This window comes from Aeromicrobium sp. Sec7.5, from assembly GCF_036867135.1.
GTDB lineage: Bacteria > Actinomycetota > Actinomycetes > Propionibacteriales > Nocardioidaceae > Aeromicrobium.
On sequence record NZ_JBAJIJ010000001.1, the window covers coordinates 255,947 to 280,388 of the forward strand.

Annotated in this window: 23 protein-coding genes; 20 read left to right on the top strand and 3 right to left on the bottom strand. The window is 70.6% G+C overall.

All coding sequences use genetic code 11. The features are described 5' to 3' along the window. Nucleotides 1-71: 71 nt before the first annotated feature. On the top strand, nt 72-560 hold the full coding sequence (locus V6S66_RS01335; protein WP_334204977.1) for a nuclear transport factor 2 family protein: 489 nt from the start codon (nt 72-74) through the stop codon (nt 558-560). Then, nucleotides 553-1,785: a cytochrome P450 gene (locus tag V6S66_RS01340; protein WP_334204978.1), complete on the top strand. Its 1,233-nt coding sequence runs from the start codon at nt 553-555 to the stop codon at nt 1,783-1,785. The genes V6S66_RS01335 and V6S66_RS01340 overlap by 8 nt, the downstream gene beginning before the upstream one ends. Before the next feature lie 30 nt (nt 1,786-1,815). Here the strand turns inward: V6S66_RS01340 and V6S66_RS01345 are convergent, their stop codons facing one another. Beyond that, a complete protein-coding gene (locus V6S66_RS01345; protein ID WP_334204979.1) occupies nt 1,816-2,625 on the bottom strand; it encodes a FadR/GntR family transcriptional regulator in 810 nt (269 codons plus the stop codon). Nucleotides 2,626-2,849: 224 nt separating this feature from the next. Between V6S66_RS01345 and V6S66_RS01350 the strand changes: the two genes are divergently transcribed. The 8 genes from V6S66_RS01350 to cofC all read left to right on the top strand — a co-directional run bounded on the left by V6S66_RS01350 (nt 2,850) and on the right by cofC (nt 12,637). Continuing rightward, entirely contained in the window at nt 2,850-3,752 is a 903-nt protein-coding gene (locus V6S66_RS01350) for a TIGR03619 family F420-dependent LLM class oxidoreductase (RefSeq protein ID WP_334204980.1), read from the top strand. Between the two features lie 157 nt (nt 3,753-3,909). Beyond that, nucleotides 3,910-4,926 carry an extracellular solute-binding protein gene (locus V6S66_RS01355; RefSeq protein WP_334204981.1) on the top strand — a complete coding sequence of 339 codons (1,017 nt, stop codon included), beginning with the start codon at nt 3,910-3,912 and terminating at the stop codon, nt 4,924-4,926. 50 nt (nt 4,927-4,976) lie between these two features. After that, a complete protein-coding gene (locus tag V6S66_RS01360) occupies nt 4,977-6,101 on the top strand; it encodes an ABC transporter ATP-binding protein (protein ID WP_334204982.1) in 1,125 nt (374 codons plus the stop codon). Further along, the gene (locus V6S66_RS01365) at nt 6,098-7,825 is read left to right on the top strand and encodes an ABC transporter permease (protein WP_334204983.1); all 1,728 of its coding nucleotides are present in this window, start codon (nt 6,098-6,100) and stop codon (nt 7,823-7,825) included. The genes V6S66_RS01360 and V6S66_RS01365 overlap by 4 nt, the downstream gene beginning before the upstream one ends. Nucleotides 7,826-7,920: 95 nt before the next feature. Further along, the gene (locus V6S66_RS01370; protein ID WP_334204984.1) at nt 7,921-8,649 is read left to right on the top strand and encodes an SDR family NAD(P)-dependent oxidoreductase; all 729 of its coding nucleotides are present in this window, start codon (nt 7,921-7,923) and stop codon (nt 8,647-8,649) included. A gap of 40 nt (nt 8,650-8,689) precedes the next feature. Further along, the gene (gene npdG / locus V6S66_RS01375) at nt 8,690-9,415 is read left to right on the top strand and encodes an NADPH-dependent F420 reductase (RefSeq protein ID WP_334204985.1); all 726 of its coding nucleotides are present in this window, start codon (nt 8,690-8,692) and stop codon (nt 9,413-9,415) included. Nucleotides 9,416-9,422: 7 nt separating this feature from the next. Then, complete coding sequence (locus tag V6S66_RS01380; RefSeq protein ID WP_334204986.1) at nt 9,423-11,999, top strand: bifunctional FO biosynthesis protein CofGH; 2,577 nt, start codon at nt 9,423-9,425, stop codon at nt 11,997-11,999. Next, nucleotides 11,996-12,637, top strand: coding sequence for a 2-phospho-L-lactate guanylyltransferase (cofC, locus tag V6S66_RS01385; protein ID WP_334204987.1), 642 nt, complete (start codon nt 11,996-11,998; stop codon nt 12,635-12,637). Before V6S66_RS01380 ends, cofC begins: the two co-directional genes overlap by 4 nt. 320 nt (nt 12,638-12,957) lie before the next feature. On the opposite strand, the gene cofE is transcribed toward cofC, so the two are convergent. Both cofE and cofD read right to left on the bottom strand, forming a co-directional pair. Further along, nucleotides 12,958-13,911: a coenzyme F420-0:L-glutamate ligase gene (cofE, locus tag V6S66_RS01390; protein WP_334204988.1), complete on the bottom strand. Its 954-nt coding sequence runs from the start codon at nt 13,909-13,911 to the stop codon at nt 12,958-12,960. Continuing rightward, a complete protein-coding gene (cofD, locus tag V6S66_RS01395) occupies nt 13,904-14,893 on the bottom strand; it encodes a 2-phospho-L-lactate transferase (RefSeq protein ID WP_334204989.1) in 990 nt (329 codons plus the stop codon). The genes cofE and cofD overlap by 8 nt, the downstream gene beginning before the upstream one ends. A gap of 114 nt (nt 14,894-15,007) precedes the next feature. Here cofD and V6S66_RS01400 point away from each other — a divergent pair, with 114 nt between their 5' ends. The 10 genes from V6S66_RS01400 to V6S66_RS01445 all read left to right on the top strand — a co-directional run bounded on the left by V6S66_RS01400 (nt 15,008) and on the right by V6S66_RS01445 (nt 24,417). Continuing rightward, complete coding sequence (locus tag V6S66_RS01400) at nt 15,008-17,356, top strand: FdhF/YdeP family oxidoreductase (protein ID WP_334204990.1); 2,349 nt, start codon at nt 15,008-15,010, stop codon at nt 17,354-17,356. After that, complete coding sequence (fdhD, locus tag V6S66_RS01405) at nt 17,353-18,180, top strand: formate dehydrogenase accessory sulfurtransferase FdhD (RefSeq protein WP_334204991.1); 828 nt, start codon at nt 17,353-17,355, stop codon at nt 18,178-18,180. The genes V6S66_RS01400 and fdhD overlap by 4 nt, the downstream gene beginning before the upstream one ends. 159 nt (nt 18,181-18,339) lie before the next feature. Then, a complete protein-coding gene (locus V6S66_RS01410; protein ID WP_334204992.1) occupies nt 18,340-19,353 on the top strand; it encodes an ABC transporter substrate-binding protein in 1,014 nt (337 codons plus the stop codon). A 1-nt stretch (nt 19,354) separates the two neighbouring features. Beyond that, nucleotides 19,355-20,173: an ABC transporter ATP-binding protein gene (locus V6S66_RS01415; protein ID WP_334204993.1), complete on the top strand. Its 819-nt coding sequence runs from the start codon at nt 19,355-19,357 to the stop codon at nt 20,171-20,173. Continuing rightward, a complete protein-coding gene (locus V6S66_RS01420) occupies nt 20,160-21,038 on the top strand; it encodes an ABC transporter permease (RefSeq protein ID WP_334204994.1) in 879 nt (292 codons plus the stop codon). The genes V6S66_RS01415 and V6S66_RS01420 overlap by 14 nt, the downstream gene beginning before the upstream one ends. Beyond that, the gene (locus V6S66_RS01425; RefSeq protein WP_334204995.1) at nt 21,038-21,739 is read left to right on the top strand and encodes a TetR/AcrR family transcriptional regulator; all 702 of its coding nucleotides are present in this window, start codon (nt 21,038-21,040) and stop codon (nt 21,737-21,739) included. Before V6S66_RS01420 ends, V6S66_RS01425 begins: the two co-directional genes overlap by 1 nt. Beyond that, nucleotides 21,736-22,908: a phosphotransferase family protein gene (locus V6S66_RS01430; RefSeq protein ID WP_334204996.1), complete on the top strand. Its 1,173-nt coding sequence runs from the start codon at nt 21,736-21,738 to the stop codon at nt 22,906-22,908. The genes V6S66_RS01425 and V6S66_RS01430 overlap by 4 nt, the downstream gene beginning before the upstream one ends. Further along, the gene (locus V6S66_RS01435; protein WP_334204997.1) at nt 22,905-23,678 is read left to right on the top strand and encodes an SDR family NAD(P)-dependent oxidoreductase; all 774 of its coding nucleotides are present in this window, start codon (nt 22,905-22,907) and stop codon (nt 23,676-23,678) included. The genes V6S66_RS01430 and V6S66_RS01435 overlap by 4 nt, the downstream gene beginning before the upstream one ends. After that, nucleotides 23,678-24,073: a YidH family protein gene (locus V6S66_RS01440; protein ID WP_334204998.1), complete on the top strand. Its 396-nt coding sequence runs from the start codon at nt 23,678-23,680 to the stop codon at nt 24,071-24,073. Before V6S66_RS01435 ends, V6S66_RS01440 begins: the two co-directional genes overlap by 1 nt. Next, nucleotides 24,070-24,417 carry a DUF202 domain-containing protein gene (locus tag V6S66_RS01445; protein ID WP_334204999.1) on the top strand — a complete coding sequence of 116 codons (348 nt, stop codon included), beginning with the start codon at nt 24,070-24,072 and terminating at the stop codon, nt 24,415-24,417. The genes V6S66_RS01440 and V6S66_RS01445 overlap by 4 nt, the downstream gene beginning before the upstream one ends. Nucleotides 24,418-24,442 lie beyond the last annotated feature (25 nt).

Sequence of the window (24,442 nt, forward strand, 5' to 3'; positions counted from 1 at the left end):
GGCGTCTCACGTCCGCCGTTGGCGGTCGGGGCGCCGGTTCGGTGACTCGGTACGAGGAAAGGGATCCCCAGATGAGCGACGCGACGTCCGACCAGGTGGTGCGTGAGGCGGTCCAGGCCCAACGGGCCCGCGAGGTCTTCGGCCGGTACGCCGTGGCCTGCGACGGAGGGGACCAGACCGCGCTGGCGGCGCTGTTCCACCCCGAGGCGACCGCCGTGTACGTCGAGGACTCCGAGCTGACCGGCGGCGCCGAGATCGCGGCCTGGGTCATCGGTGCGATGGCCCACCTCGTCTGGCAGCAGCACGGTCTGACCGTCATGACGGCCGACGTCGACGGCGACCGCGCTACGGCCGTCGCCTACCTGACGGCGACCCAGGTCGCGGCCGACACCCCGGACACCGCGATGGTCATGAACTGCCGCTACGACGCCGAGCTCGAGCTCGTCGCCGACGACTGGCTCATCCGCCGGCTCCACTTCGGGGTGGGCACGATCGAGCAGCGTCCCGTCCAGCTCGGCTCCCTCGCGGCCACGGCCAGGACGGCGGGCCAGCATGTCTGAGACGCCCCTGATCGAGGTCCTCGAGGGCCAGCAGAAGGGCGGCTGCCCGGTCGTCAACTTCGACTTCAACCAGCCGTTGCCGATCCACTCGTACCACGAGGAGCTCGACCGGATCCGTGCTCTCTCGCCCATCGTGTGGAACACCTACGGCGGTGGCTTCTGGATGCTGCTCAACGACGAGACGGTCCGCGACGCCTTCCACGACCACGAGGTCTTCAGCAGCGAGGCGACGATCCCCACGGTCCCGGATCCCGACTGGCACTGGATCCCCACGATGGAGAACCCGCCCAAGCACAAGCTCTACCGCCGCGTGCTCAACGCACCCTTCTCGCCGCGGGCGATCCGCGAGCGTGAGGACCGCATCCGCGAGCACGCGATCGACTTCATCGACTCCTTCGTGAACGACGGCCGCGTCAACTTCGTCAACGCGTTCGCCAAGGAGTACCCCACCAAGGTCTTCCTGGAGATCCTCGGCCTTCCCCACGAGGACTCGGCCAAGTTCGTGCCGTGGGTCGAGACGGTCTTCGGCGGACTCGGTGCCGAGGACGGCGACGCCACCACGGCCATGGCCGACGCACAGGCCGGGATCCGGAACTACTTCGTGGACCTGCTGGCCGACCGCAAGGCCACCCCGCGCGAGGAGGACTTCTTCACCGATCTCTCGCGGGCGAGCATCGGCGACGTCCCGATCAGCGACGAGGAGTTCCTCAACATCTGCGGCGTGCTGGTGCTCGCGGGCCTCGACACCGTCAAGAGCCAGCTCGGCTACATGATGCTGCACCTGGCGGAGAACCCCGACGACCGTCAGCGCATCGTCGACGAGCCCGAGCTGATCCCGGTGGCCGTGGAGGAGATGGTGCGCGTCTACTCGATCGTCATGGACGGTCGCAAGATCGTGCAGGACACCGAGTTCCACGGCTGCCCCATGAAGGCCGGCGACATGGCGATGCTGACGGTGCCGTCGGCGACCCGCGACGAGACGAAGTACGCCGACCCGGGCAAGGTCGACTTCACCCGCACCGACGCCACGGGCCACCTCGCCTTCGCGGCCGGGCCGCACAAGTGCCTCGGCACGCACCTGGCCCGTCGGGAGATGAACATCGCGCTCGAGGAGTGGCACAAGCGCATCCCGCACTACCGCGCCGTCGACGTCGACGACCTGCGCGAGACCGGCCCTCAGCTCGGCCTGGAGGACCTCTGGCTCGAGTGGGACGTCACCGGCTGACGTCGGTCGGGGCCACCGGGCGGGGCGACGTCAGCGCCACTCGATCAGCTCGTCCATGAGCTCGGGCCGGGCCTCGCGGGACCAGCCGATGACCTCGCGGATGTGGGCCTCCGTCAGGCGGCGTGCCTTTGTCGCGTGACCGTCGACGAGGGCCCGGGCGATCTCGTGGTGCGAGTGGGCCATCGTCGTGCCGTGCTCGGTGGGGTCGACCCGCTGGAGCACCTGGTGGACCACGATGTGGTTGACCGACTGCGTGAGGAGAGTCAGGACACGGTTGCCACCCATCGTCGCCACGACCGCGTGGAAGTCGGTGAGATCGGTGATCATCTCGCCGCGGGAGTGCTGCAGCGGGTCGTAGTCGAGGAACGGACTGAGCCGGGTGAGCTTCCAGCGCCGGTCTGGGAGCGAGGCGACCTTTGCCGCCATGAGGGGCTCGATCGATGCCCACGACTCGAACAGCTCGTCGTACGTGGCGCCGGCGAGGTGGAAGTAGAGGGCTGACGTCCGCGCGAGGTAGCCGGCGTTGAGGGCGTTGACGAAGGGTCCGCCGCCCGGACCGCGCCGTATGTCGAGAATGCCCTGCGCCTCGAGGATCTGCAGCGCTCCGCGGAGCGTCTCCCGGCTGCCGCCGACGTCCTGGAGCATGTCCGACTCGGCCGGCAGTCGGTCGCCGACGCGGTAGCCGTTGCTGACGATGTCCACGATGATGCGCTCGGCCAAGGTCTCCGAGGCCTTCGGGGTCCGGCCGTGGGACGAACCAGGTCCGTCGCTCGCCAGCGGGTCGCCGGACCGGTACTCGATCGGGAGCCCGGGGCGGGTCTCATCGGCATCGTCTTTCATGCGACCTCCTGGAGTGCTGTCGGCCCAGTATCGGGCACCCCGGCGCCCCTCACCGCCGGCATGCCGGTTGACGGAGTTCATCATGAGAATTACGGTGCCTGTGTCGCAGGTCACCCCGTCGGGTGCCAGCGCCGGACGCCCGAGGACGGTACCCGGGCAGCACCCCCGCAGAGACAGGAAAGCCCCATGAGGCGACACCCCACGACCGAACCGGCGGACCAGGCATGAGCACGCCCCGGGAAGCTCCGATCCTGCAGCTCGGACTGTCCGCCTACGACCTGTCGATGGCGAACTTCCTGGCGCTCGCCAGGGCCGCTGACGCCGCAGGGGTCGACAGCCTGTGGCTCGGCGAGCACGTGTTCCATCCGCGGGAGTACACGAGCGTGCACCCAGGCTCCGCGAAGAAGCAGCACCACTCCGGGCCGGTCGTGCAGGAGCGGACCCATCTGCTGGACCCGCTGACGGCACTCTCGGCCGCTGCGGTCGTGACGGAGCGGATCAGGCTCGCGACCGGCATCTTGGTGCTGCCGCTGCGTGATCCGCTCCTCGTGAGCCGGGCCTTGGCCACCTTGGACGAGATCTCCGGCGGACGGATCGTCCTCGGCGTCGGTGCGGGGTGGCTCGAGGAAGAGTTCCAGGCGCTCGGCATCGAGTTCGGCGACCGGGGTCGCCGTCTGCGCGAGGCCGTGACGGTGATCCGGAGCTGCCTCGGAGGTGGCTTCGTCGAGCACCACGGCAAGGTCTTCGACTTCGACGCGCTCCAGGTCGTGGAGGAACCGGTCCACGTCCCGCTGATCATGGGGGGCAACAGCGACGTCGCACTCAAGCGTGCGGCGTCCGTGGGTGACGGCTGGTTCTCCTCCGGCTCGCTGTCGCAGGACGAGGCCGTTGCCCTGCGGCGGCGCGTGCTCGACCTGCTGGACGAGCGCGGTCGCGACGAAACCTCCTTCGAGATGGTCGTGCGTCCGGACCGGTCGGACGCCGACGGAGTCGTGTCGTGCGTCGAGGCCGGCTACCGCCACGTCGTGGTGTGGGCCGACCAGGTGTGGTCGGCGAGTGACCCCGCCGAGGTGCAGGTCGAACGGTTGAGGGACGCCCTGGGAACGATGCGGGAGCGGGCCCGCTAGAGACGAGAAAAATACCTATTCCTCCGGAGGTATTTCTTTATTCATCCGGAGAAATAGGTTGCGTGGGGCGGTTGGTTATGACTAGGGTCACACCCATTCACTGTGGCGCCACTCACACCGGTGGGCTTGGCGGTGCTTCCGAGATCGAGGAGTCCGAATGAAGAAGAACCTGCTGACGCGGATCGCTCTGGCGACCACGACGGCCGTGGCCATGGTTGGTCTGGCGGCCTGCGGGTCCGACGAGCCCAGCAGCACGCTGTCCGAGGGCGACTGGGACTCGGTCGTCGCAGCGGCCGAGGACGAGGGCACCGTCACGATCTACTCCAGCCAAGGTGTCGCGCAGCTGGAGGACTTCGCTGCGGGCTTCAAGGAGAAGTACGGGATCACGGTCGAGATCGTCCGTGACCTCGACTCGAACCTGCTCCCGAAGCTCGACGCCGAGGTCCGGACGGGCCAGCCGTCGGTCGACGTCGTCGTGACCTCGACCGAGTCGGTCATGCAGCAGTACTCCGAGGACGGCACCTTCGCCGAGCCCGTCGCGCCCGTCTTCGACGAGGTCGACGTCATGCGCGGCGAGAACTACTTCGACGTCGACGCCACCGTCATCACCTTCGCGTGGAACACCGACCAGTACGGCTCGACGGTCGAGAACTACGAGGACCTGCTCGATCCGGAGCTGAAGGGCAAGATCGGCGTCCCCGAGCCCACCGTCCCGGCCTTCGTGGACTTCTACCTGTACCTCGAGGACCTCTACGGCGAGGACTTCTCCGAGAAGCTCGCGGCCCAGGAGCCGAAGATCTACCCCGGCGCACTGCCGGCCGCGCAGGCCCTGTCCTCCGGTGAGATCGCTGCGGCGGTCTACGTCGAACCGCAGGTCGACGCGAAGGAAGCCGGAGCGCCGGTCGACTGGGGCTTCGAGGACAAGCAGTGGTCGGCCGTGTTCTACGGCGGTGTCGTCGCCGAGGCTCCCCACCCGAACGCGGGACAGCTCCTGGTCGACTACATGCTGAGCGTCGAGGGACAGTCCAAGATCGCCCGCAACGCGGCGGCGATCCGTCCCGACGTCCCCGGAACCGTCGCCACGACCGACACGGTCCACCGTCTGGACCTCACGGAGATCACGCCCGAGGTCATCGCGGAGTACCAGGCCAAGTGGAACGACCTGTTCCGCTGAGCGGCAGCTCACGGACCTCGACCACCTGACTGCAGAAAGCGGAAAAGCGCATGGCTAGCGTCACCATCACCTCGCTCACGAAGCGATTCGGCGGAGCCTCGAGCGACGCCGTGATCGACGACCTCCACCTCGAGATCGGCGAGGGCGAGCTGCTGGTGCTCCTCGGGGCCAGCGGTTGTGGCAAGACCACGACCCTGCGGTGTCTCGCCGGACTCGAGACACCGACGTCGGGCTCGATCGAGCTCGGAGGGCGCACGGTCTTCGACGGTGAGAAGCGGCTCGAGGTCCCGGCGGAGAAGCGCAGCGTCGGGATGGTGTTCCAGTCCTACGCACTGTGGCCCCACATGAAGGTGCGCAAGAACATCGCCTATCCCCTGAAGGTCCGCAAGATCGGCGAGGGCCTCAAAGGTGGCTGGGTCGAGGAGGTGGCCGACATGGTCGACTGCGGCCATCTCCTCGACCGGTACCCGAGCCAGCTGAGCGGCGGCCAACAGCAGCGGGTCGCCCTGGCGCGAGGACTCGTGGCGCGCCCTGACCTCGTGCTGTTCGACGAGCCGCTCAGCAACCTCGACGCGAAGCTGCGCATGCAGGTGCGTGCCGACCTGCACTCGCTCCACGCGCGCCTGGGCTTCACGTCGGTCTTCGTCACCCACGACCAGGACGAGGCACTCGCCCTGGCCGATCGGATCGCGATCATGCGCGCCGGACGCATCGAGCAGTGTGCGACGCCCCAGGAGGTCTACGACCGCCCGGACACCGACTACGTCGCGGAGTTCATGGGGATGTCGAACCGCATCGTCCTGTCTCGGACCGCGGACGGCTGGGCCGCAGCGGGCGGCGAGCCCATCCGGCTCCCGATCGACTCCGACACCGGCGACGTGATCGCCCGCGCCCGGCCCGACCAGGTCACCCTCAACACCCCGGCGTCCGCCGAGCCGACCATCGCGCTCGCGGCCACCGTCACGGGAACGGTCTACGGCGGCGCGCACGTCGACGTGACCCTCGACGCGGACGGGGTGCGACTCCAGGCGCGGGTCGACGTCAGCGCCCCGGGCGGCCGGGTGGCGACCGGCGACCGCGTCACGGTCCGACTGCAGGCCGACCGCGCGCGCTACTTCCACACCGAGACTGAGCGGGCGCTCCCGCAGGCCGAGCTGCACGAGCAGATCGCATGAGTGTCGCGCTCGAGGAGCGGCCCGAGACGACTCCGGATCGGCCGATGCCGGTGGCGCAGTCGATGGCCTGGGCCAGGGCCCGACGACGCTTCGGCGTGTGGGCCCTGCTCCTGGTCGTCGCGTACCTCGTGGGCATGCCCCTGATCCGCCTCCAGGGCCTGGCCTTCGAGGACGGGGGTGCCGGGTACGAACGCGCCCTCGACACCCCGGCGCTCGCCGAACTGCTGTGGCGGACGGTGTACCTCGCCCTGGGCTCGATGGTCGTCGCGATGGTCTTCGGCACCACGCTGGCCTATGCCGCGAGCCGTCTCCCGCAGCGCGCCGGTTTCCTGCGCACGATCCCGATCATCCCGATCGTCCTCCCGGCAATCGCGATGGTGGTCGGCTGGGCGTTCCTGCTGTCCCCGGGACCGGGCTACCTCAACGCCGCCCTGCGCAACCTCCCGTGGTGGGACCACCTCGAGTCCGGCCCCGTGGACGTGTACTCCCTGCCCTGGATCGTCATCATCACGGGCTTCGGCCTCACGTCGTTCATCTACCTGTTCGTCAGCGCCGGCATGGCCAACATCAGTGCCGACCACCTCGAGGCCGCCCACGTCGCCGGCTCGTCGGGGCTCGGCGTGTTCTTCAAGATCGTCCTTCCGCTGCTGCGACCCTCGCTCATCTACGGTGCCGGAGTCGGCCTGCTGCTGGGGCTGGGGCAGTTCACGGCGCCTCTCCTGCTCGGGACGAACCAGGGCATCCGGGTGCTCACGACGCAGATGTACTTCTCGACGTCGCAGATCCCCGTCGACTACGCGGGCGCGGCGGCCCTGGGTTCGCCCCTGCTCCTGTTCGGCGTCCTGATCGTCATCGCCCAGAAGCTCGGCATCGGCGACCAGACCCGCTTCGTGACACACGGGGGCAAGGGCACCGTCCGTCGACAGCGGCCTTCGCGCTGGGCAGCGGGCTTCATCGTCCTCTACGGACTCGTGGCCGTCGTCCTGCCCATGACCGGGCTCCTCATCGTGGCGCTGTCGCCCTTCTGGAACGCCTCGATCGACCCCGGCAGCTTCACCCTGGACAACTTCCGCACAGCCCTGCAGTCGCCGAACATCATCGAGTCGATCGTGACGAGCCTGGTGGCCTCCATCGCCGCCGTCGCGATCGTCCTCCCGCTGGGGTACGCGATCTCGGCGATCCTGCTCTACCGCCGGGGCATGCCGGTGGCACGCTCGCTCCTGGACTTCCTGGTGGCGCTGCCGCTCGGGATCCCGGCCGTGATCTTCGGCGCCGGCTTCCTGCTCACCTACTCCGAGCCGCCCTTCGTGCTGTACGGCACGACGTGGGTCATCATCCTCGTGTACGCGACCTTGATGCTGCCCTTCGCGACGCGCATGATGACGAACGGCATGCTCGCGCTCGGGTCGAGCTACCAGGAGGCCTCCTGGGTCAACGGCGCCGGGCGCTTGAAGACGCACGTCCTGATCATGCTGCCGCTGCTGCGAGGCAGCATCGGCGGTGCCGTCGCCCTCATGTTCGTGCTGCTGACCCACGAGTTCTCGGCGTCGATGCTCGTGCGATCGCCGATGACCCAGGTCATGGGCACGGTCGTGTACGACTTCTGGAGCAACGGGGCCTATCCGACCGTCGCTGCGGTCTCGATCATCATGACGGTCGTCACCGGGGCGGGAGTGGCGGTGGCGATGACCATCGGCGGCCGCGACGTCCTGAGCAAGCTGTGACGAGCACGAGCACGAGCACGAGCACGAGCACGAGCACGAGTGCACCGGCAGCGGCTCGCGAGACGACACGACCGCTGGTGGGTCAGTGGTGCGTCGTGACGGGAGGCAGCAAGGGCATTGGGCTCAGCATCGCCCGCCGCTTCGCCGAGGCCGGTGGCGACGTTCTGGTCGCTGCCCGTGAGGAGCGCGCGCTCGCGGTCGCGGTGGAGCAGCTCGAGGCCGTGCCCGGCCGGACCGGCGAGGTGGCCATGCAGCAGCTCGACGTCGCCGACCGCAGCTCGGTGGAGGCGCTGTTCGCGCGGGTCGGCGATCTGGGACGGCTCGGGGTCTTCGTCGCGAACGCCGGCAGCGGTTCGCTCGCGTCCTTCCTGGACATCACCCCCGAGGTCTGGGACCGCACGATCGGGCTCAACCTGACGGGCACCTTCGCCTGTGTCCAGGGCGCGGCACGCCGGATGGTGGCGCAAGAAGGTGAGGGTGACTGCTCAATCATCGCGGTCTCCTCGATCCGAGGTCTGGGTGCTCGGCCCGGGACGGCCCACTATGCGGCCAGCAAGGCCGGCCTCAACCAGATGGCGCGTGTGGCCGCCTACGAGCTGGCTCCTCACGGGGTCCGAGTCAATGTGCTGTCCCCGGGCATCACCGACACGCCGTTGTCCTCGGCGAACACCGACGTCCGCGACCGGATGCTCGAACACGTGCCGATGGGTCGCGTGGGCCGCACCGACGACATGGCCGAGGCGGCCCTCTACCTCGCCTCGCCCGCATCCCGGTTCGTCACCGGGACCAACCTGGTGGTCGACGGGGGCGAGTCCCTCTGGTGACGACCGGAACGCGTGGTGGTGGGTGGAGAGCCGGAGACTGGTGAGCGAGGAACGGGACGGAAGGGAGCTGGACGCGATGGGTGTGCTCGACGGTGTGGTGGTGGGAGTGCTGGGCGGCACGGGCGCGCAAGGGCGTGGTCTGGCTCTGCGCTGGGCCTCGGCCGGCATCCCGGTGGTGCTGGGCTCGCGTGACGCGGCCCGTGCCGAGGTCGCCGCGAAGGAGGTGGCCCACCTGGTCACGGCTGCGGGGTTCGACGGCGCACGGGTGTCGGGCGCGGACAACGCATCGTGCGCCGCACAGTCCACGGTGGTGCTGGCAGCGGTGCCGTGGGACGGCCACGGCGAGCTCCTCGAGTCGTTGGCGCCCGAGCTCGAGGGCAAGGTGCTGATCGACTGCGTCAATCCGATCGGGTTCGGCAAGACCGGTCCGTTCCCCCTGGAGGTGGCCGAGGGCAGTGCGGCGCAGCAGGCGCAGGCGGTCCTTCCGGGGTCGCGGGTCGTGGGCGCGTTCCACAACGTGTCCGCGGTCGTGCTGGCGGACCTGTCCCAGATGGAGGTCGACACCGACGTGCTGGTAGTGGGTGAGGAGCGCGACGACGTCGAGCTCGTGCAGGCACTGGCCGACGCCATCCCGGGGGTGCGTGGCCTCTTCGGAGGGCGTCTGGTCAATGCTGGACAGGTGGAGAAGCTGACGGCGAACCTGATCGCGATCAACCGCCGTCACCAGACTCATGCGGGGATCCGCATCACCGGCCGCGGGTTGTAGATCCGGGATGCCTACCTCCTCGCTGCCGTTCCCGGACGTCCGTGCCGGGTCGCCTGCCGCGCTCCCTGCCGAGCGTGAGGTGCGCCGCGCGGTGCTGCGGGCGGAGGCCGGCAAGAGCCTCGACGTCGCCGAGGCAACGTCGCTGCTCGGCGCCCGGGACAAGTGGCTCGACCGGCTGATGGCGGTCGCCGCCCGCGTGCGAGATGCCGGGCTGGCGGCGGTGGGTCGGCCGGGGACGGTGACGTACTCGCCGAAGGTGTTCGTGCCGGTGACCCGGCTGTGCCGCGACCGGTGCCACTACTGCACGTTCGTGGCCACGCCGGCGCAGCTCGAGCGCGACGGTCAGAGCCTGTTCCTGACGTTCGACGAGGTACTGGACATCTGCCGCGCTGGTGCCGAGCACGGATGCACCGAGGCGCTGTTCACGTTGGGTGACCGGCCGGAGGACCGGTGGCCCGAGGCCAAGCAGTGGCTCGCCGAGGCCGGCTACGACTCGACCCTGGAGTACGTGCGAGCGCTGGCGATCCGGGTGCTGGAGGAGACCGGGCTGCTGCCGCACCTGAACCCCGGCGTCATGAGCTGGGCCGAGATGAACCGCCTCAAGCCGGTCGCCCCGTCGATGGGGATGATGCTCGAGACCACCAGTACGAGGTTGTTCACCGAGAGGGGCCAGCCCCACTACGGCAGCCCCGACAAGGATCCTGCGGTGCGGTTGCGGGTCCTGGAGGACGCCGGCCGCCTCGGCATCCCGTTCACCACGGGGATCCTCGTGGGGATCGGCGAGACGCTGACCGAGCGGGCCGAGTCGCTGTTCGCGATCCGGGCAGTGCATCGCGAGCACGGGTCGATCCAGGAAGTCATCGTGCAGAACTTCCGCGCCAAGGACGCCACCGCGATGCGGTCGGTCGACGATCTGGGTCTGGACGAGTACCTCGCCGCCGTCGCGACCGCTCGGGTCGTCCTCGGCCCGTCCGTGCGCATCCAGGCGCCGCCGAACCTGGTGGACCTCAGCGAGTGCCGTGCGCTGCTGGCGGCGGGCGTGGACGACTTCGGTGGCGTCAGCCCGGTCACGCCGGACCACGTGAACCCCGAACGGCCCTGGCCCCAGATCGACGCGCTGCGCGACGTCTGCGCCGAGGAGGGTGTCTCGCTGCGTCCCCGTCTGACGACGCACCCGGAGCTGCTGGACGCCCCGTGGGTCGACCCGCGCCTGCGCGGCCACGTCGACGCCCTGCGCGGTGGTGACGGTCTGCTGGCCGCTGACGCCGCACCCGCGGGTCTGCCGTGGCAGGAACCGGACGGCGGACTCGAGACGACCGGTCGCTCCGACCTGCACGCCAGCATCGACACCACCGGCCGCACCGACGACCGCCGTGGTGACTTCGACGAGGTCTACGGCGACTGGGCCGTCCTGCGTGAAAAAGTGCAGGGCGAGAAGGTCCGCACCGCCCCGGGTCTCCTGGGTGCCGCGCTCGGTACCGACGTGACGGCAGCCCTGCGGGTGGCCGAGGCCGTGCCCTCGTCCCTGACCCACGCGCAGACCGAGACGCTCCTGCGCGCCGACGGTGCCTCACTCGAGGTCGTCTGCTCGCTCGCCGACGCGATGCGTCACGACGCGGTCGGCGACGCGGTGACGTACGTCGTGAACCGGAACATCAACTTCACCAACGTCTGTTACACCGGCTGCCGGTTCTGCGCGTTCGCCCAGCGCAAGAGCGACGCCGACGCCTACTCCCTCTCGCTGGGCGAGGTCGCCGTTCGCGCGACGGAAGCCGTCGCCCTCGGGGCGACCGAGGTGTGCGTGCAGGGCGGTATCGACCCCGAGCTCCCCGGCACCTACTACGCCGACCTCGCCCGGACGATCAAGACCGCCGAGCCCGACCTCCACCTGCACGCGTTCTCACCCATGGAGGTCATGAACGGCGTCGCCCGCACCGGCCTCTCGGTCCATGAGCTTCTCGTCAGCCTCAAAGAGGCGGGCGTCGACTCCCTGCCCGGCACGGCGGCGGAGATCCTCGACGACGACGTCCGATGGATCCTGACCAAGGGCAAGCTCCCGACGGCGCAGTGGATCGACGTCGTCACCACGGCGCACTCCGTGGGCCTGCCCACGACCTCGACGATGATGTACGGCCACGTCGACCACCCGGGCCACTGGGCCACCCACCTCGGGGTGATCGCCCGCATCCAGGAGCAGACCGGCGGCTTCACCGAGTTCGTGCCGCTGCCGTTCGTGCATCAGAGCTCCCCGATCTACCTCGCCGGCGTCGCCCGCCCCGGTCCCACCGTCCGCGACAACCGGGCCGTCCACGCGGTTGCCCGCATCCGCCTCCACGGCCTGATCGACAACATCCAGTGCTCCTGGGTCAAGCTCGGACCCGAGACCTGCACCCAGGTCCTGAACGGTGGGGTCAACGATCTCGGCGGGACGCTCATGGAGGAGACCATCAGCCGCATGGCCGGCTCCACCCACGGCTCACGCAAGGAGATCAGCGAGCTCGTCGCCATGGCGCAGCTCGCCGGCCGGCCCGCAGCCCAGCGCACGACCCTCCACGAGCACCTGCCCGAGGTGGTCGCGTCATGACGGGCTGGACGGCCATCGTCCCCGTCAAGCCGTGGCACCTCGCGAAGTCACGCCTGCAGGCCCCCCACCGGGCGTCACTCGCCCGGGCGTTCACGCTCGACGTGCTGGACGCCGCGATGGCGTCGGACCTCGTCGAACGGATCGTGGTGGTCTCCGCCGAACGAGGTCTCGTCGACGAGACCCGGCGGCGGGGGATTGCCCTGGTGGTCGACCGGCCGGCCGTGGCGACCGGCGGACTGAACACCGCGGTGAACCACGGGTGGCAGTGGGCGAGGCGCACGGCCCCGCGTGACCCGCTCGTGGTGCTGCCGGCCGACCTGCCCTGCCTCGACGCCCAGGCGCTCGACGACGCACTGGCCCGGCTGGCCGAGCACGACCTGGCCTTCGTGCCCGACGCCGACGACATCGGCACGACCCTGCTCTCGGGGTCGACCCCGGACCACCTTCGCTCCGCCTACGGGCCGGGCTCGGCCGCGCGGCACGAACGTCTGGGCCTGGCCCGGGTCCCGGGTGCGGGACTGGCCGTCCGTCGCGACGTCGACACCCTGGACGACCTGACCGCGGCCGTCGAGATCGGTGTCGGCCCGCACACTGCGGCTGTGCTGCAGGACCACGACACGCAGGCACGCACGGCCTGACCGCGCGACCGGTGGGTTGTCCCCCTACGACTTCGTCGTGGGAGGTGCCCCAGTTCGAGTGCGCTCTGGCGCGCCAGCCTCGAAACGCTGGTTGACGCTCATGGCGCTCTGACCAGGGTTTCGAGGCTCACGCCCTGGCGGGCGTTCGCACCTCAACCACCGGGGGTCGGCTGACCTTGGCGGGCGTTCGCACCTCAACCACCGGGGGTCGGCTGACCTTGGCGGGCGTTCGCACCTCAACCACGGGGGGTCGGCTGACCTTGGCGGGCGTTCGCACCTCAACCACCGGGGGTCGGCTGACCTTGGCGGGCCTTAGCACCTCAGGCTCCGGTGACGCGGACGTCGACCTTCGTCGCGCGGCCGTGGGCCGTGGCCAGGGCGAGCAGGCGCTGCACGAACATGCCGGCCTCCACGGCCCGGCGGGCCGGCGACTCCACCAGGACGACCTCGCCGATCGTCACGTCGACACCGTCGGGCACCCCGGCCAGGTGCACGAGGGCTGCGGCCTCGACGTCGGTGGCCGGGAAGCCGCGCACCACGGAGCCCGAGTCGGCCAGCGCCTCCACGACCGCGTCGCGGGCGCCGAGGCCGAAGAGGTCGCCGTTCTCCTCGCGGACGATCGCCGCTGCGCCGGGTCCGTCGTCGGCCGTGAGCAGGTGGGAGGCCAGGCCGCGCACGACCACGACCGGGCGGCCGCCGAGCTTGCCCGAGGCGAGCTCGGCGCCCCCGGCGACCTCGTCGGCGACCGCAGGCGCGGTGACGACGAGCGGCTGGCCGTGCGCGTCCTCGCGGCCGGCGAAGGACTCGACCGGCACGAGGCCGGCGCACCCGATCGCGATGTCGGTCTGGCCGTTCCGCCAGGCCCGTCCCGCCGTGTCGCTGACCACGACGCCGACCGTGCGCCCGGTGAGGTCCCGCAGACGTGAGCGGAGGCGACGGGCCTCGCCGTCGGGGTCGGCGGGCAGCGGCAGCAGGGTGCCGGGCGCGGTGTTGGAGCCGTCGATGCCGGCAGCAGCCATCGTGAGGCCGTGGTGCGTGCGGACGATCAGCGTCTGGTCGCGCCGGGCCACGACGCGGTCGGTCTGCTCGGTCAGCAGGTCGTCCTTGGCGCGGGTCGTCGCGAGTCCGAGGCTCTTGCTGACGACCTTGGACGTCACGACGACGACGTCGCCGTCGGCCAGCTCGACGCGGTCGGCGATGACCGCGGCGAGGTCGTCGCCGGGCTGCACCTCGCCGATGCCGTCGACCGGGGTGAACGTCACGGTGTCAGCCACGGACGAGCCCCCGGCCCATCGTCACGGTGTCCTCCGCGAGGCGTCGGGTGGTCGCGTCGTCGGTCATCCACAGCGGGACCGCGCTCGCGCGGATGCCAGCGTCGGCGATCCGCGGCAGCGACGCGGCGTCGGCCTCGTCGACGAGCCACCCGTCGAGCACGCCGTCGCCCGAGCGCGCGCCGTGCAGCTCGGCGACCGCGGCAGCGCTGTTCTCGAGGCCGAGGCCGGCCAGCAGCTGGTCGGCCATGCCGCGCACCGCCCCGCCGTCGATGATGGGCGAGACGCCCACCACAGGCGCGACCCCACCCCGCAGGAGATCGCGCATCCCGGGCACGGCCAGGATCGGCGCGACCGACACGATGGGGTTCGACGGCGGCAGGATCACGAGGTCGGCGAAGGCGATCGCCTCCCGGACGCCTGGCGCCGGACGGGACGTCTCGATGCCGCGCTGCGTCACACCGCGCACCGGCACCTCCGCGCGGTGTCGGATCCAGAACTCCTGGAAGTGGAGGTCGACGTCCTGGCCGTCGACCGTGGTGGAGATCCAGGTCTCGACCTCGTCCTCGGTCATCGGCAGCAGCCTGACGCGATCGAGGTCGGTGCCCGGCGCCCAGCGCCGGCAGAGCCGGTCGGTGACCTCGGTCAGCCCGGCGCCGCTGCGCAGCATCTCGGTCCGGACCAGGTGCGTCGCCAGGTCGCGGTCACCGAGCCCGAACCAGGCCTGGGGCGCGCCGTAGGCGGCCAGCTCCTCCTTGGCGTTCCAGGTCTCCTGGGTGCGGCCCCAGCCCCGCTCGACGTCGATGCCTTCACCGAGGGTGTACATCACGGTGTCGAGGTCGGGGCACACCCGCAGACCGAACAGCCAGAGATCGTCGGCCGTGTTGGCGACCACCGTGATCTCGTCGTCGGGCGAGGTCGCCGCGAGCAGCCCCCGGATGAAGCGGGAGCCACCGACCCCGCCGGACAGGACCACGATGCGCATCTGGACATCCTCCCAGAGGAGGCGCCGGGCGATCGCTCGGCGCTCGTCGTGCCCGGGTGACATGCTGGACGGGACGTGGTGCGTGTCACGCCACGTGACCGGGGAGGAACCACGATGGCGGAGCACGACGGACCCGTGTCGGACGAGCCCGTGTCGGACGAGCACGGGCCGGGAGACGAGCTCTTCGGCGTCGGTGACGAGACCGGGCTGCAGGTGCACGACCCGAAGTCGGCCGCGGCCGGCGTCACGGGCGTGCGGGTCGCGATGCAGCGCGCCGTGGGCCACATGGGCGCCGCGCGCGCGACGACGACCCTGCTCAAGCTGAACCAGGCCGACGGCTTCGACTGCATGAGCTGCGCCTGGCCCGACCCCGACCCGGAGCACCGCCACACGGCCGAGTTCTGCGAGAACGGCGCCAAGGCGGTCGCGGAGGAGGGCACCACGGCGCGGGCGACGCCGGAGTTCTTCGCCGCGCACTCGATCGCCGACCTCGACCGCCACGACGAGCACTGGCTCGGCCAGGCCGGGCGCATCACGCACCCCATGGTCAAGCGCCCCGGCGGCACGCACTACGAGCCGATCGACTGGGACGACGCGTTCGCCCTGGTCGCGCAGCACCTGAACGGGCTGGCGTCGCCCGACGAGGCCACGTTCTACACCTCGGGTCGCGCGTCCAACGAGGCCGCGTTCACGTACCAGCTGTTCGTGCGGGCCTTCGGCACCAACAACCTGCCGGACTGCTCGAACATGTGCCACGAGTCCACCAGCGTCGCGCTCGGCGAGTCGATCGGCATCGGCAAGGGCTCGGTCAGCCTGCGCGACATCTACGACGCCGAGGTCATCGTGATCGCCGGGCAGAACCCGGGCACCAACCACCCCCGCATGCTCTCGGCGCTCGAGACGGCGAAGCGTCGGGGCGCGAAGATCATCTCGATCAACCCGTTGCGGGAGGCGGGTCTGGTCAACTTCCGCAACCCGCAGAAGCCGCGGGGCGTCGTGGGTCGGGGCACGGACCTGACCGACCTGTTCCTGCCGATCCGCATCAACGGTGACCTCGCGCTGTTCCAGGCGATCGGGTCGCTGCTGGTGGAGTGGGACGCGATCGACCACGAGTTCGTCGCCACCCACACCCACGGGTACGAGGAGTGGGCCGCGCACGTCGCGGCGATCGACTGGGCCACGGTCGAGACGGCGACGGGTCTGACCCGCGCCCAGATCACCGAGGCCGCCGAGATGATCCGCGGGTCGAGCGCCACGATCTACTGCTGGGCCATGGGGCTCACGCAGCACCGCAACTCGGTCGCCACGATCAAGGAGGTCACGAACCTCGCGCTGGTGCGTGGCGACATCGGCAAGCGCGGCGCGGGCGTGTGCCCCGTGCGCGGACACTCCAACGTGCAGGGCGACCGCACGATGGGCATCTTCGAGAAGCCGGCGCCCGAGCTCCTCGACGCCCTGGAGCAGGAGTTCGGCTTCGCGCCCCCGCGTGAGCACGGGCTCGACGTCGTGGAGGCCATCCGGGCGATGCGCGACGGCACCGTGCGGGTGTTCATGGGTCTGGGCGGCAACTTCCTGCACGCGGCCCCCGACACCACGGTCACGGCGGCGGCCCTGCGGCGCACCGACCTCACGGTCCAGGTCTCCACCAAGCTCAACCGCTCGCACCTGGTCACCGGCGACACCGCGCTGATCCTGCCCACGCTGGGCCGCACCGAGGTCGACGAGCGGGCGACGGGCGAGCAGGTCGTCACGGTCGAGGACTCGATGTCGGCCGTGCACGCCTCGCGCGGGGTGAATGCCCCCGCGTCGCCCCACCTGCGGGGCGAGACCGCGATCGTCGCGGGCCTGGCGGCCGCCACGTTGCGCGCGCCCGACGGATCGGACCGCCACGGCATCGCCTGGGGGCAGATGGCCGAGGACTACGACGTCGTGCGCGGCCACATCTCCCGCGTGATCCCGGGCTGCGAGGACTACAGCCGTCGGGCCGGGCGCCCGGGCGGCTTCGTCCTGCCGCACCCGCCCCGCGACTCCCGCACGTTCGCCACGGCGAGCGGCCGGGGCGAGCTCGCGGTCTCCCCCATCGAGGTCCTGCACGTGCCGGAGGGGCACCTCCTGCTGCAGACGATGCGCAGCCACGACCAGTACAACACCACGATCTACGGCTTCTCCGACCGTTATCGCGGCATCGAGGACGGCCGTCGTGTCGTCTTCGTGCACCGCGACGACATCGCGGCGTTCGACCTGCAGGACGGGCAGGTCGTCGACCTGCGGTCGGTGTGGTCCGACGGCGACCATCGCGTGGCCCCGGCGTTCCGCATCGTCGCGTACGACACGCCCCGCGGCACGGCCGCGGCCTACTACCCCGAGACGAATCCGCTCGTGCCGCTCGACTCGACCGCGATCGACAGCAACACCCCGACGTCCAAGAGCGTCGTCGTCCGGCTCGAGCCGAGGCCGGCGTGACGGAGGCGGTCGCGAACCCGGCGGTCGTGGTCCGACCGCTGCACCGTCACGGCGCCGACGGGCTCACCGCAGCCGACGACCAGGTCGCGGTCGAGGCGCCGCTGGAGATCCGGGTCAACGGTCGCGGCTACGCCGTCACGATGCGCACGCCGGGCGACGACCTCGACCTCGCGGTCGGCTTCCTGGTGTCGGAGGGCGTCATCGGCGCCGCGAGCGACCTCGTCGGGATCGGTGCGGTCGAGGGGGAGGAGGGTGATGTCGTCGCCGCCTCGGTGGTGGGTCCCGGTGCGGTCGTCGCGATGGACCGGCAGCGCCACGTCTACACGACCAGCTCGTGCGGGGTCTGCGGGCTCGCGTCAATCGAGGCCGTCACCACGGCCTCGCGCTTCGACGTGGCCCTCGACGGGGTCGTCGTCGCGCCCGAGGTGATCGCGGCGCTGCCGACGTCGCTCCGCGAGGCGCAGGCGGGATTCGACTCCACGGGCGGGCTGCACGCCGCCGGCCTCTTCACGGCCGATGGTCGTCCCGTCGTCGTCCGCGAGGACGTCGGCCGCCACAACGCGGTCGACAAGGTCGTCGGCCACGCCACCCGCCGCGGCGCCCTGCCCCTTGGCGGGCACGTCCTGCAGGTCTCGGGCCGCGCGTCGTTCGAGCTCGTCCAGAAGGCCGCCATGGCCGGCATCCCGGTGCTGGCCGCGGTCAGCGCACCGTCGTCCCTGGCGGTCGACCTGGCCGAGTCGGCCGGCATCACGCTCGTGGGGTTCTCCCGCGGCGGCGGGTTCAACGTCTACACGCACCCGGCGCGCCTCGACCCTCGGTCGTGACGCCGCCGGTGCCGTCCTGACCTCGTCAGGACGAGTCGTGGTGATCTTCCGGAAATCTAATTCCTCATGAGGGTTGACGTAATTGAGAGACCTCTTACATACTGAGCGAACCGGGCTCGACGTGAGCCACGTCACGCCCCTCGACCAGGAGGACCCTTGATGAACCGTCCGATGATCTACGCCACGACCACCCTCCTCGTGGCGGGCCTTCTCGCCTCCTGCGGCTCCGGAGACGACGAGCGAGAGCTCACCGCCGACGGACTCGAGCCGCTCAAGGTGGCCTGCGCGCCGGCCGCGGAGCACATCCCGCGCCAGCTGGCGATCACGGAAGGCTTCAACGAGACCAACGGCGTCGAGCCCACGTGTGTCGACGTGCCCTCGGGCCCCGCTCAGGCAGCAGCCCTGTTGTCGGGCGACCTCGACATCGCGTTCCTCACGCAGGCGAACATCGCGCCGCTGCTCGACCAGAAGCAGGACCTGGTCGTGGTCGGCTCGATCCGGAACAACCTCTACTTCGACCTCATCGTGAAGGAGGGCTTCGACCTCCCGAGCGAGGACCAGGGCTGGAAGGGCGTGATGGAGGACCTGGAAGGCGCTCGCATCGGCGTGGTCGCCCGCGGTGCCGCGGCCGAGGTCATCGCGCGGGCCCTCTTCAAGGCGGCGGGCATCGATCCCGAGAAGCAGACCTACATCGCGACCGGCTTGCCGAACACCACCTTGGCGGCACTGACCGCGGACACCATCGATGCCGCCATCACCCTGGAGCCGGGCATCACGCTGGCGCTCGAGCAGGGCATCGCGAAGCAGCCCTTCTCGCTGCAGGAGGGCACGGGCCCGGACGACTTCGTCTACGACGACCAGCTCATGCTGACCAGCCGTGAGTTCGCCGAGACCAACAAGGACGTGCTCTGCAGCTACCGCCAGGCGTGGGACGAAGGCCTCGAGTTCATGCGCGACAGCGACAACTCCCAGGTCGTCGAGGACGTCGCCGCCGAGCTGCTCGGCCTGCCGGCCGAGAGCGTGACGGCCCTGCTGGAGCGCACGTCGTCCTTCTACCCGGAGACGACGGCCCTCGACGCCGACTCGGTGGAGCCCGGGTTCGCCTTCCTCGCCGAGGAGGGTGCGTCGCAGGCGGCCTACGAGCTGGACGACATCTCCGTGGAGGTGTGCTGACATGTCGAGCGTCGACACGCCCGTGTCGACGGGCCGCACGCCCGTCGCGCAGGCGCCGGCCGTCGAGCTGGACGGAGTCAGCGTCACGTTCGACGTCCCGGGCAAGGGGCAGACCTTGGTCGCTCGCGACATCAGCTTCACCGCCCAGCAGGGTGAGTTCATCGCGATCGTCGGTCCCAGCGGTTGTGGCAAGACCACGGTCCTGAACATGCTCGCCGGGCTCCTGACGCCCAGCGGGGGCACGGTGTCGCGCCACGGCAAGCCCGTCACGGGTCCGTCCCGCGACATCGGATACATGCTGGCCCGGTCGGCGCTGACCCCGTGGCGCACCACGCGGGCCAACGTCGAGCTCGGCCTCGAGATCCGCGGCGTGCCCCGGAAGGAGCGGCGCGAGCGGTCGATGCAGCTGCTGAGCCAGCTGCGCATCGACCACTTCGCCGACGCCTACCCCTCGCAGCTGTCGCACGGCATGCAGCAGCGGGTCGCGATCGCGCGCACGCTGGCGGTCGACCCGGACCTCTGGCTCATGGACGAGCCGTTCGGCGCGCTCGACGCGCAGACTCGGGTCAAGGTGCAGACCGAGTTCCTGGGCCTGTGGGAAGGAACGCCCAAGACCGTGATCTTCGTGACCCACGACCTGTCGGAGGCCGTCATGATGGCCGATCGCGTGATCGTCATGACGGCGCGTCCCGGCACGATCAAGGTCGACACGCGCGTGGACGTGCCGCGCCCCAGGCGACCAGCCGACCTGCTGTTCGACCCGCAGCTGGAACACATCGAGCAGGAAATCTGGAAGGAGCTGCGCGATGAGCTCGGCTGAGACGATGGCCCGTCCGTCCACCACGTCACCGGAGGAGGTCCAGCCTCCGAGGCAACGCCGTTCCGTCTGGCGCCGGCTGGCTGCCGCCGACTGGCGCGTCCAGCTCGGTCGACTCGTCGTCCTGGCCGCCGTGATGCTGCTCTGGCAGGTGGCGGTGGTGCAGGAATGGGTGGAGCCGCTGTACGCGGCCGGTCCCGCCGAGACCCTGACCCGTCTCTGGGAGCTCTTGGGTGAGTCGACCTTCTACACCAACCTGCGCGTGACCCTCGGCGAAGCGGTCGGCGGATGGGTGCTCGGCAGCACGCTGGGCCTGGTGCTCGGCCTCGCGCTCGGCCGCTGGACGCGAGTGGCGGCGGTCTTCGACCCCTTCTTCACGTTCGTCAACGCCACGCCGAAGATCGCTCTGGCCCCCTTCTTCATCCTGTGGTTCGGCATCGGTCAGACCTCGAAGGTCGTGCTCGCGGCCACGATCGTGCTCTTCATCGTCCAGGTCCCGACCCAGGCCGCGGTCCGCACCGTGAACCCCGACCTGAACACCGTGGTGACGTCGATGGCGGCCACCGAGATGCAGAAGTTCCGCAAGGTCGTGCTTCCCGGGATCATGGCGCCGGTCTTCGGAGCCCTCCGCCTCGCCATGGTCTACGCGTTGCTGGCCGCCGTGCTGGGCGAGTTCATCGCCGCTCAGCTCGGCCTCGGGCAGCAGCTGATCACCGCCACGAACCAGTTCGACATGCCGACGGCCTTCGCCCTGCTGATCGTGCTGGCTGCCCTGGCCGTCATCATCAACAGCGCCCTGAGTCTCGTCGAGCGCCGACTCCTGCGGTGGCAGAACGTCGACTCCGGCGGCAGAACGGTCACGATCTGATGACGGTCGGGGGGAATGAGTCGGTCACTGTCGAGGACGAGACCCCGCGCCGCAAGGGTCGGCCACGGAACTCCGACAGCGGGCAGCGTCGGGCCGACATCATGACGGCGGCGCTGCACCGATTCGCGAACCACGGGTACGCCGACACGTCCTTGAGCATCGTCGCCCGCGACGTCGGGATCACGCAGCCGGCCGTGTACCACTACTTCCCGGACAAGGAGAGCCTCTACGAGGCGGTCTTCGACGCCGCCCTGGAGCGGGCGTGGTCGGCCGTGCACGCCCGACTGGCGACGGTGCCGGAGCAGGACCGCAGTCTGCTCGACCTGGCCGAGGCCATGAACGAGGGCGGTCTCGACATCGACCAGCAGGACGCTCGCCAGACCAACCTGTTCCTGACCACGGTGCCCGTGGAGGCCACCCGCCACCACGAGCTGCACCACCTGCTCGAGCGCCGGTCGGCAGTCCAGGACCGGGAGATCCGCGCCATCGTGCTGCCCGCGATCCGCGAGGGGCGGATGTCAGGTTTCGACGACACCGACGCCGCCGTCCGCGCGATCCGGCTGCTCATGATGGGCTGGGCGCTCGAGACGTTCACCCAGCGCGAGAACACGCGGGAGAACACCGAGGTGCTCCGCAGCATCCTGGTGCGTCTCGAGTCGGGTCCTGGCGCGGCGGCCGCGACGCCGGACTCCTCGTCATGAGCGAGCTCGCCGCCGCGGCGACGGCCACGAGCCCTGGCCCTGGGCCACGCGCCGTGACCGTCGTGACCGACCTCGCGGAGATCACGGTGCCCTGGATGTCCGGTGCGCTCGGCCCGGCGCACTCCGGGCCGGACCTGATCGGGGTGTCGGTCGTGCAGATCGGACAGGACAGTGGCCACCTGGGGACATCGGCCCGGGTCAGCCTCACCTACACCGCAGGCCGCACGCCGGGTCCCGAGACCGTCGTGGTCAAGATGCCCGCCCAGTCGGCCGAGTCCCTCGAGACCGCTCGGCGGGGACGGCTCTACGAGCGCGAGGTCCGGTTCTTCACCGACCTGGCTCCCCACACCGAGGTCCGTGCCCCCGGTTGCTACGGCGCCGGCTACGACGAGGAGCACGGCACCTTCGTCCTCGTGCTGGAGGACGTCGAGGCGCGGACCGAGTGCGACCAGCTCCTCGGGTGTCCCCCCGAGCGTGCGCGACAGGTGGTGCGTGAGCTGGCCCGCCTGCACGCCTCCTGGTGGGAGCGCCCGAGCCTGCGCGAGCACCCGTGGCTCACGACGTTCCTCGACGAGGCGCGCATCCGCAACATGTCCCGCCTGCTCGAGCAGGGGTGGCCCCTGGCGTGCGCGAGGCTCGGCGACCGGCTGTCACCGCAGGCCGTGGAGATCGGGGAGCTCGTGCTCGAGCACTTCGACCAGGTCATGCGCATGCTGGACGAACCGGCCCAGACGCTGCTGCACGGTGACACCCGACTGGACAACGTGATGTTCGACGCCGGCGTGGCCCGTGCGCCGGTCGTCCTGCTCGACTGGCAGAACGTCAGCCGAGGTCCGGCGGTCGCCGAGCTGGGCTACTTCCTCGCGCAGAACCTGACCGTGCAGGACTTCGCCGAGCACCTCGACGCACTCGTCGGCGTGTACTGCGACGAGCTCGCCGCCCGCGGGGTCGTCGACGTGTCCCCCGAGACCCTCCGGGGCACGCTCTGGCAGGCGCTGCCGGTCACCTTCACCGTGGCCGCGGCGATGTTCGTCATGGCCGACCTCAGCCGCCCTCGGGCGCTGGAGCTCGCGGCCGTCATGACCGAGCGCGCCGTCGGCGCGGCCCAGGAGCTCGGTCTCGTCGCGGCACTCGCCACCCTTCCCACGACACCAGGAGACATCGGATGAGCACGTTGACGGACAAGGTCGCTGTGGTGACCGGAGGATCGGCCGGGATCGGTCGGGGGATCGTCGAGCGCTACCTCGACGAGGGCTGCCGGGTGGTCTTCGGCAGCCGCGGTGCCGAGGCGGGACACGCGATGGTGAGCGAGCTTGCCGCGGGTGACCGCCTCCACTTCGTGCAGACCGACGTGACCCAGCAGCACCAGGTCGAGCGACTGGTCGACGAGACCGTGCGGATCTTCGGACGGGTCGACATCGCCGTCCTCAACGCGGGCGGCACGGGACGGTCCAGGCCGGTCGTCGACATGCCCGACGAGGAGTGGGAGCTCGAGCTGAACCTCAACCTGAACCACACGTTCTGGGCGATGCGCCGCGTCCTGCCCCACCTCGTGGGTCAGGGATCGGGACGCGTCATCTCCATCTCCTCGGTCGAGGGCAAGCACGCCAAGGCGGGGGTGGCGGGCTACGTCGCGAACAAGCACGCGATCAACGGCCTGACCAAGGCCGTGGCCAAGGAGGTGGGCCCGTCGGGGGTCACGGTCAACGCCATCTGTCCGGGCCTGGTCCTGACCGGCCTCGCCGAGCGCGGCGCCGGCCAGGGACTGGGTGTCGGCGGCTTCGAAGCCGTGGTCGAGCTGTACAGCCGCGAGGCGGCGCTCCAGCGCCCGGTCACGGTCGACGAAGTGGTGGCGGCAGCGGTCATGCTGGCCTCCGACGCCGCCTCGGGCATCACGGGCGCGCTGATCTCCGTCGACGGTGGCACGGCGGCGTACTGATGGCGCCGTCGAAGCCGGGGCCCGGCGTGCAGGACGTGCACCGCTGGCCCGGTCGGGTGTACGACTCGGGCCACGAGCCGGACCCACGATTCACCCTCGCCAACGAGCGCACCTTCCTGGCCTGGACCCGGACGGCGCTCGCCCTGATCGCCGCCGGGGTGTCGTTGGCCGCCTTCGTCGAGGACTTCCCGCGCGGCCTGCGCGAGGCGGTCGCGATCGCCCTGATCCTGACCGGGATGGCCACGGCCCTCTCGGCGTTCGTGCGGTGGATGAAGGCCGAGGCGGCCCTGCGACACGACCGCCCGTTGCCCGGGCCGGGCCTGGCCCCCGTGCTCACCGCGGGACTGGCTGTCGTGGCCATGGTCCTCGCCGTCCTGGTCATCCTGCGCGGATGAGCGCGTCGGTGTGGGACCCCGGTCTGCAGAACGAGCGCACGACCCTGGCCTGGGGCCGTTCAGCCCTGGCGCTGCTGGTCTGCGGACTTCTCACGGCGACCCTCGCCGCTTCGCGGCACTGGTTCCCGGCCGTCGTCGTGGCGCTGGTCGCGATGGGCTCCGCCGCGGGCCTGCGTCGCGTGGCTCGGCACCGCTACCTCGACGCGTCGTCCGCGCTCGTCGCCGAGCGGCCGCTGCCCGACGGCCGGCTGGGTGCGGCGCTGGTCCTCGGGGTCGTCGGCCTCGGCGCCCTCGCGGTCACCCTCGTGGTCGTCACGTCGACGGGAGCGATCCGTGCCCGCTGACGACACGCCACCGGCACCGACGTCC